We start from the raw sequence: 14,316 nt of genomic DNA, 5'->3' as shown, positions 1-14,316 counted from the left end.
TCTAGTCAATCCCTTCTGTTTCTTTATCTGCGATCCAATTTTTGATTAATTCATTCATGTTTACCGCTGCCTTTTCTACAATTAACTTTCCTTTTTCATAGGAGGTTTGTTGAATTAGACCTGTATAGCCATCCCAGGCTCTCGGTGTTCCTTCTACTAGAACATATGGCATAGAAGAAAGTGGGGTCACCTCTTTAAATTCTGTGTCCCCTTCTTGTACATGCACCAAATCGGGACGAAATGCTTTTACCGCGGACATTTCATATGGGCCACCATGGCCTCTACCTTTTGTCCCCACAAAACCGATCTCTTCAGCAGCATCGATCGCAACCATCTGCCACCAGTTGATTAACAAGAAGCTAGCGTCCGTATGTTTCCCTGTCACATATTCAGCGACTGTTCGAGAAACTCCCATATTGGCATCATGAGCATTTAAAAGAACGATCCTTTTAATCCCTTGGTTGATAATTCCCATCGTTATATCAATTAAATATTCGGTGATAATACTTGGTCGAATCGGGATCGTCCCTTGATATTTAGAAGTTTTTCCAGGACATGCTGTATAGGGAACCGTTGGCAAAACGGCTCCACCTAGATCATCATCAATTAAATCTGCAAATCCATCAGCAAGGATAATATCAGTTCCTAAAGGAGAATGCGGCCCGTGGTACTCAAAGCTCCCTAATGGCACAACCGCAAATGTTGCCTGCTCCAACGTCTTCAAGTCTCTTCCGTGAACATCACTAGCCTTCATATTAAAAATATCCCCCTTCTTAGATTGCGGAGCCTGCTTTTCCATCCGTAATCTTTTGTGAAATAAATAGAACTGTAATTATTAAAATGATTTGAAGCACGCCGTATGCACACGCAGTTCCAAATTGGAAAGCGTACATTTTTTGGAATATCGCAACTGATAGTGGCATCGTTGACGTACTATAGATCAGGATTGAAGCAACGAATTCACCTAACCCTTGAACTAATGCTAGCAACGTACCAGCAAGAATACCTGAGAAGGCCATTGGAACAACGACTCTTCTAAATGTGTACCACCAATTGGCACCTAAGCTTCGCGCTGCTTCCTCTACTGATTCATCCATTTGCATTAAAGCTGCAGAAGTAGAACGGAAGATAAGTGGTAAATGTCGTACAAAATAAGCCAAAGGTAAAATCCAGAAGGTTCCGATTAACACTTGGTTAAAACTGAATACGTTAGGTTCACTAAATGCTGCAATTAAGTTAACCGCTACAACCGTACCAGGTAATGCCCAAGGAACCATGATTAGAATATCTAATAAGGCTTTCCCTTTAAATTTCGTCCGAACCATTGCATAGGCCGCTGCCACACCAAACAGGATATTACCTGCTGTTGCGACAAAACTCATCTGTAAACTGTTCCAAATTGGACGCCATGTTCGTTCATCTGTAAACAGGTCAATATAGTGTTGCAGGGTGTACGCAGTTGGGATAATCTGTACCGTCCATTCCCCGTCCACGGAAAACGAAATAAGCACGAGGACAAGAATTGGAAGCATTAAGATAATAACCCCAACAAATGAAAGGAACATCGATAAGTATTTTACAAATGGGGAACGTAATTCAGTTCTATGAACACTGATCCCTTTGCTTTGGTTTTGGAAGTTACGTCTTCCTTGATACCATCTCATTAAAATTAAGAACGAAATCGACACAATGGATAGAATTGTAGATTGCGTTGCCGCCATATCTAAATCTCCATTTGTACGAGATAGATAGATTTGCATCGTCATGGTTCTTTCTACACCGAACATTAAGGGAGCTGTATAAGAAGCCATTGAAATCATAAATACAAGTAATGAAGAAGCTACGAGTGCTGGAGTCAGCATTGGTAGGATTACCCTTCTCCAAATGCGAATTCTTCCTGATCCAAGGCTTGTTGCTGCCTCTTCCAATGAAGGATCTAACCCTTTGATTGCTGCAGCCGCCGTTAAGTAAAAATACGTATACATTGTAAAGGTGTGTACCACTATTACCCCAACGACACCTCTTAAGGCAAATGGAACCTCTTCCAGATTAAATAGCGCTTGGACAGCTCTTGGAATAATCCCACTTTCCCCATAAAGGAAGGTAAATGACAGTACCCCAACTAGTGGTGGTAACGCCATCGGTATTAGAATTAAGACAGAGAGAATTTTTCTTCCTGGGAATTCGTAACGTTCCATTAAAAATGCCATCGTGACACCAACAATGGCACACGTAATTACACTTATTACCGATATATATATACTTGTCCAAAGCGCCTCTAGGTTTGCTGTACTTGTTAAACCAAAGAAGCGTTGGTAATTTTCGAGATTTGCACCTTCTTCACCGACCACGGATTGAATAAACGTTTGATAAAACGGATAAATAACATAAGCTAATAACACTAAAAACAATGGAGAAATTAACACATACACAAAATATTTTGAACGGGTAAGTCGTGCCCACCAGTGCTCTTGCACGACTGTACTTTGATTCGCACTCATTCTTTCACCTCCTATTCGCCTATCAAGTAAATTCCATTTTCGGGTACGTGAAGGGTAATTGAATCACCGCGACTTAAAATTTTGTTGCCTTTGTTAATAATCATGACCTTTATAACATTGGATCCTACTTTCACAAGATAATTGATACTGACTCCTGTAAATTCAACAAGCTGAACCGTGCCTGTTAATTGGTTCACACCTGGTCCTTCATGCAATGCTTCCGGTCGAATCGAGCATTTGATTTTTTCACCTACAACAAGCTTTTTCCCATTTGCAGATTGAGTCATTGAACCTGTTACGAAAACATCCTCTTCCAATTTCACTTTGACTGCGTCACCATTAATTTCAACAACTTCGCCATTAACAATATTGGATTCTCCAATAAAGGAGGCTACAAAGTGGTTGGAAGGACGATTATAGATTTCTTGAGGAGTGCCAATTTGCTGAACGACTCCATCTTTCATAACCATTATGCGATCAGACATCGTCATGGCTTCCGTTTGGTCATGAGTAACATAGATCGTTGTGACACCTAATTCAACTTGCAATCTCTTAATCTCAATTCTCGTTTCCTCACGAAGCTTCGCATCTAAGTTTGATAGTGGTTCATCAAGCAGAAGAATATCCGGTTCAATAACGAGTGCACGCGCTAAAGCAACACGCTGCTGTTGTCCACCAGATAACTCATTGATTTTACGCGTACCATATTGATCAAGGTGAACAAGCTTTTGTGCTTTTTCTACCTTTTCTTTAATAACGGCTTTCGGTAATTTACGTACTTCAAGACCGAATGCAATATTTTCAAATACGGTCATATGTGGGAATAGTGCGTAGTTTTGGAATACCATACCAATGTTACGCTTGTTTGGTTGAAGCGTTGTTACATCTTTATTATCAAACAGAATTTTACCCTCTGTAGGAAAATAAAATCCCGCTATCATCCGCAATGTCGTTGTTTTCCCACATCCTGATGGACCTAAAAATGTGAAAAACTCACCAGGTTTTACATCGATATTTACGTTTTCTACCCCTTTTGCTTTACCAAACATTTTACTAACATGATCAAGTCTTACATTTTTCAAACCAAACACCTCGCTGTATAAAGTACTACTTCCTAACCTTTAAAAAGGGGGTGAAAACAAATCTTCACCCCTCTTACAAGAACTTATTAATTTTTACCTTTGATATTTTCATCCCAATGTTGCATCCACTCAGCTTCTTTTTCAGCCATTACTGACCAATCAAGATCTAATGACTTCAATTCAAGCTCTTGGTACCAATCTGGCATTGTAGACTTGTCGATGTCTGTACGAGTTGGAATTTGGTATAAATCTTCTGCTAATGTTGTACGTGTCTCTGGTTCAAACAAGAACTCATAGAATAATTTTGCATTCTCAAGGTTCTTTGCATTTTTCACAAGACCAACAGCATCAACTAAGATTGGTGCACCACTTTCTGGATACACGAAATCAAATGGTTGGTTGTGCTGATTTTTTTGGATTAAAATGTCTTGAAGGTTCCAAAGAGAAATAGATCCCTCTTGACGAGCAAGCTTTAAGTATAGATTAGTAGGATCTTGTGCATATTCTTTTGTATTCGCATCTAATTTTGCAAGCCATTCGTACCCAGCATCTGGATTATCAGCACCTTGCTCATGAATCATTGCAGAGTAGATGGTTCTCATCGTTCCAGATGCTAATACACCACGGATAATGATTTCATCCTTCCATTTTGGGTCTAGAAGATCATCCCAATCTTGTGGAGCTTCTTCTTTAGACAGCATGTCAGAGTTAATCATGATTACCTCTGGTAAAAGCATTTCACCATACCAACGTCCTTCAGCATCCTTGTGTTCTGGAAGAATACTAGCATCAAAGCTTGGCTTAAATGATTCAAGTAAATCTTCATCTGCTGCTGTCATGAACGCGGATTGCGTTCCTCCCCACCAGAAGTCAGCTTGTGGATTTGCTTTTTCTCCACGAACACGCTCAAGAACTTGTTGAGCACCCATTGTTAATACATCAACCTTAACATCTGGGTACTTTTCATTGAACATCCCAACAACTTGATCCACAATTGTTTGGTCACGAGCTGTATAAATTACGAGGTTACCACTTGCTTCAGCTGTTTCTTCCGTTTTGCCTTCGTCATTTCCCTTAGCTGGCTCCTCTTCCTCAGTAGAAGAACTACCAGAGCATGCTGATACAAAAAGCATCAATGCTGCAATCAAAAGAACTAAAAAATGCTTCTTTTTAAACATAAGAATCCCCCTTAAATCATTTTTATTTATTCAAAAGCAGGACCATTTGACCTACTAAAGAATCGAATAGAATAAGAGCTTGCTATAAAATATGCAGAAAAATGATGTGTATTCTGCTATTCCAGCTAGTTTAAAATACTTTCATGCTCTCTGAGGAATAGCGAGATAGCTCCAAGCACGCCTGCATGTTCACCTAATTGCGACAATTGTAATTCAACCGAACTCGGAAGATACCTTTGGACAATAAGCCGTAATTTAGGAAGAATGTAATCGGATGATTTCATGACACCGCCATCTAATAAGATAATTTCTGGATTTAATAGAGTGGCTGCATTAATGATTCCATATGCAAGATGTTCAATCGCTTCATCGACCACTGTTTGGGCAATCTCATCACCAGCTTTTGCCAGTGAAAATGCCTGCTCTCCTGTGATTTCAGAATTCAGTGCCTCTTTATACAAAGGGTGACCCTCGTGTTGCAAAATCAGTTTTGTTACCTTTTCTCCAATTGCTTTTCCTCCAGCAACACTTTCAAGATATCCATACCGGTGAAAAGTGGGTTTAAATTCATTTTTTATATCGTTCTTATCAGTGACGATATATCCGAATTCCCCAGCCGCATTTGAAGAGCCACGATATAACTGATTTTGAATAATAATGCCACTCCCAATACCAGTTCCGACGGCTATAAATAAAACATTTTCCTTATTCTTCGCGTTTCCTAACCATTGTTCTCCAAGAACGGCTACATTCACATCATTATCTACAAAGATTGGGAAAGAAAAATATTGTTCTGCCTCCATCAAAAGCGGATAACGAACCCAATTTAAACTTGGTGCTTCGACAACAACGCCTGATGCCGTTTCTGTAATACCTGGTACGCCTATTCCCATACCCAATATCTTTGCTGGGTCGAGTTGACTACTTTGAATCAACTCTTGAACCTCTTTATGTATTTGTTTGACTAAGCCACTTTCTAAGTACTTACTTGTGCTAAAGCTTGTTGAACAGAGCATCTTTCCATTCAGATCGGAAATAATAATTCTTACCTTTGTGCCTCCAATGTCTGTTCCAATTACATAAGCAGCGTTTTCATTAAAATAAAGATGAATAGGCCTTCTTCCTCCTTGTGAGGAGGATTCACCATTTCCCTTTTCATGAATCCAATTTTCTCGTACTAGTTCATCAACCAATAAGGAAACAGTCGGTTTACTAATATTTAGTTTTTCAGATATTTCTGCCCTTGAAATTGGTTGATAAATTCGAATACATTGTAGGACCATTTTTTTATTATTCGTTCTTACATGAAGATGGGATGGTAGTCTATTCATAGCATCACGGCCTTATTTCGTTTAGTTAGTTAGTAAGTTTAACTAATTCAACTACACTATATAACAATTTGATATCGTTTACAATACTAAATTTTCTAAATTTACTAAGTACACTGGTAAAGCTGATTATTACTATTATATCAACGGTTTGTCCTAAAACTATATGCCTCCTACGTTATACCTACAAAGAAATAGCAAATAGTTATTTGGTAATATTTACAATATTCAGAAAGGATATATAATTCGAATTGAAGGTATGATCATTAGTTAGTTAGTTATAATTACTAACTAAAAATCCTAAGAAAGGAGAGTTTTGTAGATTTTTTTACCTAAAATTGAAAGGGGTTACAAAATGAAGAAATGTCTCTATGTATTGATGTCCATTCTTTTACTTGCTTCATTATTCCCACCACTCAGTCTAGCACAAGAACAAAGTGAAGCCGATGTTGAACTTTGGAATGCAGTTAAGCCTCTAGATACCACCGTCACTTTCTTAAACACAGGTGCTCACCCAGATGATGAACGTAGTGATTTTCTAGCCTATTTATCCCGAGGGCTAGGTGTTAAAACAGCAAGTTTAATAGCTAACCGCGGTGAAGGCGGTCAAAACGCAATCGGAAACGAACTAGGAAATGCGCTTGGAATTATTCGTTCAAATGAAATGATAGAAGCCGCAAAGGTAAATGGTGTAAAAGCCTATCACTTAAGTGAAACAACCTCTGATGCGATTTATGATTTCGGTTTTTCCAAATCACCAGATGAAACACTTGAAAAATGGGGAGAGGACGTCACGTACGAACGTCTTATCAAATTTATTAGAACCTATCAACCTGATATTGTCATGCCTTCCTTCCTAAATGTTGATAGCCAACACGGACATCACAGATTGATCAATATCTTATCTGTTAAAGCTTTTGAAGATGCCGCAGATCCATCTGTTTTCCCAGAGCAATTAGAAAATGGGTTAGAGCCTTGGCAGATTAAAAAACTTTACTTACCAGTTTCAGAAGCCGAAGCTACAACATCTATTGAAATCGGCGATTATGATCCAATCTATGGAATGAGTTACCCACAACTTGGTGAAGCTTCAAGATACCTACATAAAAGCCAAGGAATGGGACGTGATATTCCAGTTGAACCAAAGCAACAACATCTGAAATTAGAAAAATCAGCAGTAGATACAGAAACATTTGATTTATTTGCAGGAGTACCTTATGATTTCCAGGCTTGGGCAGACATCGTTCCTGCTAAAAATATCAGCGAGCAATTAGACATATTGCAAAATAATCTAGAAAAAATTATTGAGCTTTACCCAAATCGCGAGGCAATTTTACCTGAGTCTCAAAAAGCTTTACGCTCTGTTCAAAAATTAATCTCAACGACAAAATCAGGTAAACTAGATGATGCACTTAAAAATGACCTGCTTCATAAGCTTGAACTAAAAGAAGAACAGCTTCAACAGGTAAGCTTAGTCTCTTCAAACTTAGCTGTTGATAGTGAAATTGGTTCTTACGTATTGACACAAGGTGAACAAACTCAAGTAGAGGTTACGGTAACAAATAACGGTAAGCAAAAAATTCATCATATTGAAGCGGCTTTACTGACTCCTGAAAACTGGAAGCATGAAGGTGCGAGTCAGTTAAAGCATTTAAAGCCAGGTGAATCAAAGACTGTGAGTTTTAATGTAACTGTTCCAGCTGATGCAGAGTATTTTCAACCTTATGATCATGCTTCGATTCAAGCACAGTTAACATTTAAGGAAAATGGTGTGGAAACGACATCTGTTATCGACTTAGATAATACGGTAAGTGTTCTTCCTGAGTTAAGCGTTACACCGGATCCAGTAAACATTACGGTAAATACAGCTAATGTTCAAGATGAAATCCCAGTTTCAGTTAAGGTGAAAAACTATGCCAATGGAGCTAAAACTGCAAAGGTTTCTTTGGACTTACCAAAAGGCTGGACGAGTGAACCTGCTGTAGGAGAAGTAAACTTCACAGAAAGATTCGAGGAAAAAGTAGTATCATTCACATTAGTACCACCTTCAACTGTCGCAGAGGGTAATTTTACAATTGCAGCAATCGCAGAAGCAGATGGAAAGTCTTACAACACGACTGTACAAGAAATTAAATATGAGCATATTAATGATTCTTACTTCATGTATCCTGCTGCCATTAACGGTGTTGCTTTTGAATTATTAAAACCAGATAATCTTAAAGTTGGTTACATCGACAGCGGCTTTGACACAATTGCTGATTCTTTCATTAATGCAGGGTTCGATATTACAAAGCTAACTCCAGAAGATTTAGCCACTGGAGATCTCTCACAATACGATACAATCGTTACGGGGATTCGTGCAACTCTTGGTAGAGAGGATCTACTAGCAAATAATGAAAGATTGCTTGAATATGTGGAAAATGGTGGACATTTGGTCATGCAATACGTGACTGCAGCAGATCCATGGGATGCTGAGTTAACACCACCTCACTATTTAAAAATTGGAACCCCATCCATTCGCTGGCGCGTAACGGATGAAAATGCAAAAGTTGATGTACTTCAACCAGAGCATGATCTCTTTAATTTTCCTAACAAGATTACTGACAATGACTGGGATAACTGGGTACAAGAAAGAGGCCTTTACTTCCCAATGGAATGGTCAGAAAACTATGAAACATTCGTTTCAATGGCAGACCCTAACGAGGACCCATTCACAAGTGGAATCCTAATGGCTGAATACGGGGAAGGTACTTATCTATACACCAACCTAGTGTTCTACCGCCAAATTGGTGCTCAAGTACCTGGAGGATATCGTATCTTTGCTAACTTGATTAGTTATGGGGCAAAAAATTAAAGATATAGGAACATTGGGAAAAGCTATAGACGTGGAGTCTATAGCTTTTTCGTATTTTAACATTTATTGGACAATTTATTTCTGAGAACAAGAGATTCAAAAAAATGTCTCAGGTAGCGCTCTTTGAGCTTCCAACATCGCGCAGCTGGCGTTTGAGAATTTTGCCGCTAGCGTTTCTCGGCAATTCGTCCACAAACTCGACCCTCTTTGGTACCTTATAGCTGGCTAGATTGTTCCTGACATGCTGGAGAATCTCCTCCTCAGATACTGGCGCTTTGATGACAACAAAGGCAGTGACTGCCTCGATCCACTTTTCATCCGGTACACCGACAACTGCGACTTCAGCGACCTGGGGCAACTCGTAGATACAGTCCTCTATCTGACGGGACGCCACCAGCACACCGCCAGTGTTGATGACATCCTTCACCCGATCGATTACCTCGATGTATCCTTTCTCATCCTGCTTCACGAGATCTCCAGAGTGGAACCAACCACCAGCGAACGCCTTGGCCGTCGCTTCACTTTTGTTCCAGTAGCCTAGACACAGCTGTGGTGAACGGTATACAATTTCGCCAAGTTCTCCCGGAGGTACACAATTACCTTCGGTGTCCACAACCCGCGCCTCGACGAAAAGCATTGGTCTTCCTGCGGAACCTGGGTGATCCGCATGCTCTTCAGGACGCAGAACTGTACAGGCAGGACCCATCTCGGACTGGCCATACACATTGTAGAAACCGAGCTTTGGCAGACACTTCTGAAGTCGTTCGAGTATTGGGCCAGGCATGATCGAAGCTCCATAGTAGGCCTTCCGAAGATTACTGAGATCTCGAGATGTCAAATCTGAGTGATTCGCGATAGAAACCCAAACAGTTGGAGCAGCGAAGAACGATGTAATGGCGTCCTGTTCGATGGCTTCAAGCACAGCACCAGCCTTGGGAGCAGGAAGCACTTTATTCCAGCCACCCACCAACAGTGCCGGCAGCATGAACACATGCATTTGCGCGGAGTGGTAAAGAGGCAGGCAGTGGAGCGCACGATCTGACTCCTTGATGTCCAAACCATGGATGCAACTTATGTAATGGTGCATTAGAGCACGATGCGTCATAATTGCACCCTTTGGGTCTGATGTGGTGCCTGAGGTGTAGAGTAACTGTGCAACATCCGTGTCTTCTACATCAAACTCATCATCTTCCACAGGACGGTTACTGTTACTGTAGGCCCACTCTAGGATTTCGTTCTCAAACCGTAATACCTGCCGATGGCTGTTCAACCTTGTCTGAGAAATCGCGTTGGCGAGGTCTCGGTCAGCAATTACGAACAATGGATCGGAATCACCCAGAATATAGTCGAGTTCCCCGGCTCGGAGTTGGAAGTTCACCGGAACGTGAATGGCTCCTATACGTGCTGTGGCCAGAAACAGTAGAACGTACAGATCGGAATTTTTACCGTAGGACGCGACTCGATCTCCCTTTTTCACCCCCTGTTCACGCAGTTTACGTGCGATACGCGTGACCGCCATGTCAAGTTCACGGTAAATCCATTCCCTGTCACCGAAGACAATGGCAGTACTATGTGGGATCCGTGCGGCCGTACGACGTACGGCCTCGGCTATGGTGTTTGTTCTCAAATCAATATCAGTCCTCTCTCGTCTATTTTTACACACCTATAAATTATGTAATATTCTAAAAATAAAGACTATTTATTTTGAATATTAGCCTACTCCTACTAGGCTGTCAATATATTTATAAAGCGTTTTCATGCTTTAACAACAAGAAGAGAGAGATTCCCTACAATGGTTTAAACGGAAAATATTGCTGGATTATTGGTAAAATAAATTTATGTTTGAAGAATTCTTTTTTGAAATGTAAAACGGACTCACCATCATCGGTGAGTCCGTGTCAATTTCGTATTTAACCACCAAGTATGTATTTGGTGGAGACGGTGGGACGTGCTTTTCCATGCTTTCGTCATGGCACTGACTATATCTTGAACCTGCAGTTATCAGGTCCTCCGGCGTATTATGCGAAATATAATTTGTACCTGGTCAGGTAGGATTTCACATCCTAGTACTACCATGATTCATGGCAGCCTATAAGTCGATACACGGCTGTTAGATTGCTCTACATACCGCTCGGCATTGCCTTATCGCATCAAGTACGACTTAGGTTTCACCGATAAAGCCGGATTATCACTTATGTGTTACCACATAAGGCGACTAATTACTAATCGAACCCACGTCCAAAGATATTGGCACTTAAGCTTCTACGAGTGTAGTCGATATATTAGCGTTTCGCTAACTTATCAGCCTATCGACAGGCTTCCAAGCAGCTAGTCTGGTTGTTCTCTTCCTTCGTCCTCAGACGGCGAACTCCGGCGTAGCCCACTTAAAGTGAGTCCCTGACCCTACCACATGGGCGATGGAGGGAGGAACCGCTATAGACTGTTATTAAGCAGCTAAAGCGAAGTTGTTGTTTTCTTTGCCAGTTATAGGCGTTGACGTTTTAACGAGGCCGATCCCCTCGACTCGCAACTTAAGCTCAAACTACCCCTGTCGAATCCGTAGCGTCCCCATTATAAAATGATAATGATGAACTTAATCACCAGTTATCTGGGTGTTTCGGATGAAGTGTTTTTGCTTTCGTTGACTATTCAATTGTCAACCTCATGTCTTATTATAGCACATGTACCTACAATTTCAATTGTAAGTTATTGTAAGTTACTTAAATCAAATGCACCTCGGTGTATTTGCGCCCAGATTTTTTCGAGCATGCTCGAAAAATTACATTTGAAAATCTGTGGCATCCGCCGGAGGCTAACTTTATTCAGTCATTCCGTAACTTTGATTAGTCGTTATACTTTTGATTTATCATCTATCCCAAATTAGAGTTTGGGATCTACTGCTGAATAAAGTTACATCTTCTGTCTTTCTCTGAAAGCACGTTCGATGTCACGTTTTGCTTCTTTTTTCTTTAGGTCTTCACGTTTGTCGTATTTTTTCTTACCTTTACCAAGACCTAATAAAAGCTTTGCATATCCATTTTTTAAATAAATTTTGATTGGAACAAGTGCATAACCTTCTTCTTTTGTTAGACCAATTAGTTTGTTGATTTCTTTTTTATGAAGAAGAAGCTTACGTGTACGAAGCGGTTCATGATTATATCGGTTACCTTGCTCATAAGGGCTAATATGCATGTTGTACAGGAATACTTCACCGTTATGAACACGGGCATATGAATCCTTCAAATTGGCTCGGCCATTTCGAAGAGACTTAATTTCTGTCCCTTGAAGAACAATTCCTGTTTCATAAGTTTCTTCAATAAAATAATCATGATTTGCTTTTTTGTTTTGTGCGATTACCTTGCCTGCACCTTTTGGCATATTGATTTCCCCCTTAACACGGTACCTTTTATTTTAGCAAAAATTGGACAACATCACAAGGTAAGGGTTTGACTCAATAATAAAATGATTCAGGAGCTCACACCCCTGAATCTGTTACTCAATATTTGCCTTATTCGCGTAGAAATACATCCATGCCATGAATCCACCTCCACCTATTAAGTTACCAATGGTCACTGGGATTAAATTGCGGATGACTCCATTAATAGTGACAGAGTCTGGATGATTCATCACATACGAAATAGCAAACGTACACATATTGGCAATGCTATGTTCGTATCCAGAGATAAAAAAGCAAAATACTAATAACATCATAATAAATATCTTAGGTCCGTCTCCTTGCATCCCCAAAGGTAAAAAGAAGGCAAGGCAAACAAGCCAGTTACAGAGAATCGCTCGAAAAAACAGGTGAGAAATGGGGAATTGTGTTTTGTTTTTAGCAATCGTTAAAAGAAACTCATTTGCAAATTCACCCTCAAATAAGCCGGTCATGTAAATTAAAAATGCAAAGAAAATGGCACCGATGATGTTACCAATATAGCTGTACAGCCACATTTGGCCAACCACATTCCACTTCATGATTTTACGCAGTGCTGCATATGTGTAATAAAAAGTATCTCCAGTAAATAGATCTCCTCCACCATAGGCAATGAGGATAATAGCTGCACCGAATGTGATGGCAGCAATAGGAAAGGCGACTGGTGATTGTTGCTCAAAAAAGAAATTACCTGTACGAAAAGCAACGATTACCCCAAACCCAATAAACATACTGGCTAATACGGCCCGTAAAAAATAGATGATCCTGCTTCTTTTAAATGTATCTCGGCGTGACAGTGCTAGCTTTTCAATACTTGATAGTAGCTTTACTTCCATATATCTTCACCCGCTAACGGATTAACTTGGTTTCACCTCATCAAAATATGGTGCAAGTATGTTTTTCAACACATTCGCACTATTTTCAAACTTTTGTTGTTCTTCTTCATTTAACTCCAGTTCCATGATTTCACGGATACCATTTCGGTTAATCACGCAAGGCACTCCAATATATACATTTTCTTGTCCATATTGTCCGTCCATATGAGCAGAAACGGTTAACACAGCATTTTCATTTGAAAATATAGCTTTCGTGATTCTAGCTAGTCCCATTGCAATTCCGTAGTAGGTTGCTCCTTTACTTTTGATAATTTCATAAGCTGCGTCACGTACTCGGATAAAGATTTCATCTAAATCTGCTTTTTTATACTTTTCATTTCGCTCCATATATTTTTTTATTGGGAGCGCACCTATATAAGCAGAGCTATACACAGGTAATTCACTATCACCATGTTCTCCGATAATATAGGCGTGAATATTTTTCGGAGCAACATTAAAATATTCCCCTAATAAGAATCGAAAACGTGCAGTATCCAGAATCGTTCCAGAACCTATTACACGTTCTTTGGGTAACCCGCTATATTTCCAGGTAGCATAGGTTAAAATATCAACCGGGTTCGTGGCGACAAGAAAGATTCCATCAAATCCACTTGCCATCACCTTATCGACGATTTCTTTAAATATTTTCAGGTTTTTTTCTACAAGGTCAAGTCTAGTTTCTCCAGGCTTTTGATTGGCTCCGGCACAGATGACAACTAGATCCACGTTTTTGCAATCATCGTAATTTCCGGATTTAATGAGTGTAGGATTTCCTGTAAAAGCTTTACCATGATTGAGATCTAGTACGTCCCCTTTGGCTTTCTCCTCATTTACGTCAATCATGATGAGTTCATTAACAATTCCTTGGTTCATTAAGGCAAAAGCGTAACTTGAGCCAACAAAACCAGTCCCAATTAGGGCCACACGACTGACACGATCCCCTATTTTCATATTCATGTTTTTCATCCTCCCGTCATTCAAATAACAACCTTTAGTATATGTTCCATAAAATTAACTATTCTGAAGTACAGCATAAAAAAAGCACTCCACACTTGTGGAGTACTC

The 14,316-nt window shown here is 39.9% G+C and carries 10 protein-coding genes and 1 other RNA gene; 1 reads left to right on the top strand and 10 read right to left on the bottom strand.

The genetic code is table 11. From position 1 onward, the window contains the following. Position 1: 1 nt before the first annotated feature. From ACFSFW_RS08255 to ACFSFW_RS08235, 5 genes are all read right to left on the bottom strand, one after another. Complete coding sequence (locus tag ACFSFW_RS08255; RefSeq protein WP_388037041.1) at positions 2–754, bottom strand: creatininase family protein; 753 nt, start codon at positions 752–754, stop codon at positions 2–4. A gap of 19 nt (positions 755–773) precedes the next feature. After that, a complete protein-coding gene (locus ACFSFW_RS08250) occupies positions 774–2,501 on the bottom strand; it encodes an ABC transporter permease (protein WP_388037040.1) in 1,728 nt (575 codons plus the stop codon). 11 nt (positions 2,502–2,512) lie between these two features. Beyond that, positions 2,513–3,583, bottom strand: a complete 1,071-nt coding sequence (locus ACFSFW_RS08245; RefSeq protein WP_388037037.1) for an ABC transporter ATP-binding protein — start codon at positions 3,581–3,583, stop codon at positions 2,513–2,515. Between the two features lie 86 nt (positions 3,584–3,669). Beyond that, positions 3,670–4,761: an extracellular solute-binding protein gene (locus tag ACFSFW_RS08240; protein WP_388037035.1), complete on the bottom strand. Its 1,092-nt coding sequence runs from the start codon at positions 4,759–4,761 to the stop codon at positions 3,670–3,672. Between the two features lie 125 nt (positions 4,762–4,886). Beyond that, positions 4,887–6,092, bottom strand: a complete 1,206-nt coding sequence (locus tag ACFSFW_RS08235; protein WP_388037032.1) for an ROK family transcriptional regulator — start codon at positions 6,090–6,092, stop codon at positions 4,887–4,889. A gap of 352 nt (positions 6,093–6,444) precedes the next feature. Here ACFSFW_RS08235 and ACFSFW_RS08230 point away from each other — a divergent pair, with 352 nt between their 5' ends. Continuing rightward, complete coding sequence (locus ACFSFW_RS08230) at positions 6,445–8,943, top strand: NEW3 domain-containing protein (RefSeq protein ID WP_388037029.1); 2,499 nt, start codon at positions 6,445–6,447, stop codon at positions 8,941–8,943. A 109-nt stretch (positions 8,944–9,052) separates the two neighbouring features. On the opposite strand, the gene ACFSFW_RS08225 is transcribed toward ACFSFW_RS08230, so the two are convergent. The 5 genes from ACFSFW_RS08225 to ACFSFW_RS08205 form a co-directional block, all read right to left on the bottom strand. After that, a complete protein-coding gene (locus ACFSFW_RS08225; RefSeq protein WP_388037027.1) occupies positions 9,053–10,570 on the bottom strand; it encodes a fatty acyl-CoA synthetase in 1,518 nt (505 codons plus the stop codon). Between the two features lie 596 nt (positions 10,571–11,166). Continuing rightward, positions 11,167–11,505: a transfer-messenger RNA gene (gene ssrA, locus ACFSFW_RS08220) on the bottom strand. A 348-nt stretch (positions 11,506–11,853) separates the two neighbouring features. Beyond that, positions 11,854–12,321 (bottom strand): SsrA-binding protein SmpB, encoded by a 468-nt coding sequence (smpB, locus tag ACFSFW_RS08215; protein WP_099361583.1) that lies wholly within the window; start codon positions 12,319–12,321, stop codon positions 11,854–11,856. Between the two features lie 114 nt (positions 12,322–12,435). Beyond that, a complete protein-coding gene (locus ACFSFW_RS08210) occupies positions 12,436–13,212 on the bottom strand; it encodes a formate/nitrite transporter family protein (protein ID WP_388037024.1) in 777 nt (258 codons plus the stop codon). A 21-nt stretch (positions 13,213–13,233) separates the two neighbouring features. Next, entirely contained in the window at positions 13,234–14,208 is a 975-nt protein-coding gene (locus tag ACFSFW_RS08205; RefSeq protein ID WP_388037022.1) for an L-lactate dehydrogenase, read from the bottom strand. Between the last annotated feature and the right edge of the window lie 108 nt (positions 14,209–14,316).

This window comes from Ferdinandcohnia salidurans (genome assembly GCF_042680725.1).
Taxonomy (GTDB): domain Bacteria; phylum Bacillota; class Bacilli; order Bacillales; family Bacillaceae_L; genus Ferdinandcohnia; species Ferdinandcohnia salidurans.
Note: the sequence above shows the minus strand (reverse complement) of the source record. Positions and strands in the feature narration are given on the sequence as shown.

Coding starts and splice junctions, on each gene's coding strand:
- ACFSFW_RS08255 (WP_388037041.1), bottom strand. CDS start 754: ATGAAGGCTAGTGATGTTCACGGAAGAGACTTGAAGACGTTGGAGCAG.
- ACFSFW_RS08250 (WP_388037040.1), bottom strand. CDS start 2,501: ATGAGTGCGAATCAAAGTACAGTCGTGCAAGAGCACTGGTGGGCACGA.
- ACFSFW_RS08240 (WP_388037035.1), bottom strand. CDS start 4,761: ATGTTTAAAAAGAAGCATTTTTTAGTTCTTTTGATTGCAGCATTGATG.
- ACFSFW_RS08235 (WP_388037032.1), bottom strand. CDS start 6,092: ATGAATAGACTACCATCCCATCTTCATGTAAGAACGAATAATAAAAAA.
- ACFSFW_RS08230 (WP_388037029.1), top strand. CDS start 6,445: ATGAAGAAATGTCTCTATGTATTGATGTCCATTCTTTTACTTGCTTCA.
- smpB (WP_099361583.1), bottom strand. CDS start 12,321: ATGCCAAAAGGTGCAGGCAAGGTAATCGCACAAAACAAAAAAGCAAAT.
- ACFSFW_RS08210 (WP_388037024.1), bottom strand. CDS start 13,212: ATGGAAGTAAAGCTACTATCAAGTATTGAAAAGCTAGCACTGTCACGC.
- ACFSFW_RS08205 (WP_388037022.1), bottom strand. CDS start 14,208: ATGAATATGAAAATAGGGGATCGTGTCAGTCGTGTGGCCCTAATTGGG.